A 2391-nucleotide genomic window follows, 5' to 3' on the forward strand; every position below is an offset into this window, starting at 1 on the left:
CCGGCTACGGAGCAAGCGTCGCCCCAAAAGAAAACGCCCGCGACCGGCGGGCGTTTTCGGAGTCTGCTGTCGCCGCGTCAGCCGGTCGGCTGGGGCTCCATGTCGCCCGCGCCGGGCGGCTCGGGCCGCGGCCGCGGCTTGCCGGCCGTCGGCACGGCCGAGCCGCGCGGACCCGACGGCTCGATCACCGACTCGCGGTTCGGGCGCTTGCCGTTCATCAGGTCCTTGATCTCGTCGCCCGTCAGGGTCTCGAACTCCAGCAGGCCCTTGGCGAGCAGCTCGAGATGATCGCGCTTCTCGGTGAGGATGCGGGTCGCCTCGTCGTGCCCCTCCTCGACCAGGCGCCGGACCTCGGCGTCGATCTTCTGGGCCGTCGATTCCGACACGTTCTGCTGGCGGGCGACCGACATGCCGAGGAAGACCTCGTCCTGGTTCTCGCCATAGGCGACGGCGCCGAGCTCGGGCGAGAAGCCCCAGCGCGTCACCATCATGCGGGCGAGACGAGTCGCCTGCTCGATGTCCGACTGGGCGCCCGAGGTGACCTTGTCGCGACCGAAGATCATCTCCTCGGCCACGCGTCCGCCCATCATGATGGCCAGCCGCGAGGTCATCTGCTCGAAGCTCATCGACAGCTTGTCGCGCTCCGGGAGCTGCATGACCATGCCGAGCGCCCGGCCACGCGGGATGATGGTCGCCTTGTGCACCGGGTCGGTCGCCTTGACGTTGAGGGCGACGATGGCATGCCCGCCTTCGTGATAGGCGGTCAGCATCTTCTCCTCCTCGGTCATGACGAGCGACTTGCGCTCGGCGCCCATCATGACCTTGTCCTTGGCGTCCTCGAACTCGACCTGGGTGACCATGCGCTTGTTGCGCCGGGCCGCCATCAGGGCCGCCTCGTTGACCAGGTTCATCAGGTCCGCACCCGAGAAGCCGGGGGTGCCGCGGGCGACGACCTTGAGGTTCACGTCGGGCGCCAGCGGCACCTTGCGGACATGGACCTTCAGGATCTGCTCGCGACCGACGACGTCCGGGTTCGGCACCACGACCTGGCGGTCGAAGCGGCCGGGACGCAGCAGCGCCGGGTCGAGCACGTCGGGCCGGTTGGTCGCGGCGATGAGGATGATGCCCTCGTTCGCCTCGAAGCCGTCCATCTCGACCAGGAGCTGGTTGAGGGTCTGCTCGCGCTCGTCGTTGCCGCCGCCGAGGCCGGCGCCGCGATGGCGGCCGACCGCGTCGATCTCGTCGATGAAGATGATGCAGGGGGCGTTCTTCTTGGCCTGCTCGAACATGTCGCGCACCCGCGACGCACCGACGCCGACGAACATCTCGACGAAGTCGGAGCCCGAGATGGTGAAGAACGGCACATTGGCCTCGCCGGCGACGGCCCGCGCGATCAGCGTCTTGCCGGTGCCGGGCGGGCCGACCAGCAGCACGCCGCGCGGGATCTTGCCGCCGAGGCGCTGGAACTTGCCGGGGTCACGCAGGAACTCGACGATCTCCTGGAGATCCTGCTTGGCCTCGTCGACGCCCGCCACGTCCTCGAAGGTGACGCGGCCGTGCGCCTCGGTCAGCAGCTTGGCCCGCGACTTGCCGAAGCCGAGCGCCTTACCGCCCGCTCCCTGCATCTGCCGAGACAGGAAGATCCACACGCCGATCAGGGCGATGAAGGGCAGCCAGGAGACCAGCAGGGAGACGAACCAGGGCACGTTCTCCTGCTGCGGCCGGGCCGTGATCGAGACGCCCTTCTTGTAGAGCTTGTCGATCAGGGTCGGATCGCTCGGCGCGTAGGTGTTGAAGTTGCGGCCGTCCGTGAAGGTGCCGTGAATCTCCGGCCCCTGGATCACGACGTCGCGCACGCGGCCCTGATCGACCTCGTTCAGGAGCTGCGAGAAGGCGATGTCCTGCGATACTGAACGCTGCGCGGGATTCTGGAAAAGAGTGAACAACGCCAGCAGCAGCAGGACGATGATCACCCAGAGGGCGAAATTCCGCAGGTTTGCGTTCATCAGGCGTCCTCGTGCCCCGTGGCTGAAAAGACCGTGGGCGGTTGGGAGTCACACTCCAGGCCGCACGACACCGGTGTGTGGAGCATATCGTCCAATGTAAGAGCCTCGTTCCCCCGCCACAAGCGCGCCGGCCGCCGGAAGACGAGTTTGCGGCTCCGTGGTGAACGAGATTCCGTCACGTTTCCGTGGGGGTTGGCACCGCAGGCGCGGCGTTTCGCCCACTGCGGCGGGCCGGTGCGGGCTCGACCGCGAGGCGGCCGCCGGCGAGCGTCACCATGGCGCCCGCGAGCGTGCGGCGAAATCGCGCAGCCGGGCCGCAGCCCGCGCATGCCGCCGCGAGCCCGGCGGCGATGCTTTCCAGCTTGCCGAGCTCGACCGGTCCCTC

The 2391-nt window shown here is 68.4% G+C and carries 1 protein-coding gene and 1 pseudogene; both read right to left on the reverse strand.

The genetic code is table 11. The annotated features are described in order from the left end of the window. Positions 1–77: 77 nt before the first annotated feature. Positions 78–2006, reverse strand: a complete 1929-nt coding sequence (ftsH, locus tag CH341_RS30680; protein WP_111423384.1) for an ATP-dependent zinc metalloprotease FtsH — start codon at positions 2004–2006, stop codon at positions 78–80. A gap of 175 nt (positions 2007–2181) precedes the next feature. After that, positions 2182–2391 (reverse strand): annotated as a pseudogene (locus tag CH341_RS30685) (hypothetical protein); the annotation flags it as partial.

Origin of the sequence: Rhodoplanes roseus (assembly GCF_003258865.1) — a bacterium.
Taxonomy (GTDB): Bacteria; Pseudomonadota; Alphaproteobacteria; order Rhizobiales; family Xanthobacteraceae; genus Rhodoplanes; species Rhodoplanes roseus.

Coding starts and splice junctions, on each gene's coding strand:
- ftsH (WP_111423384.1), bottom strand. CDS start 2,006: ATGAACGCAAACCTGCGGAATTTCGCCCTCTGGGTGATCATCGTCCTG.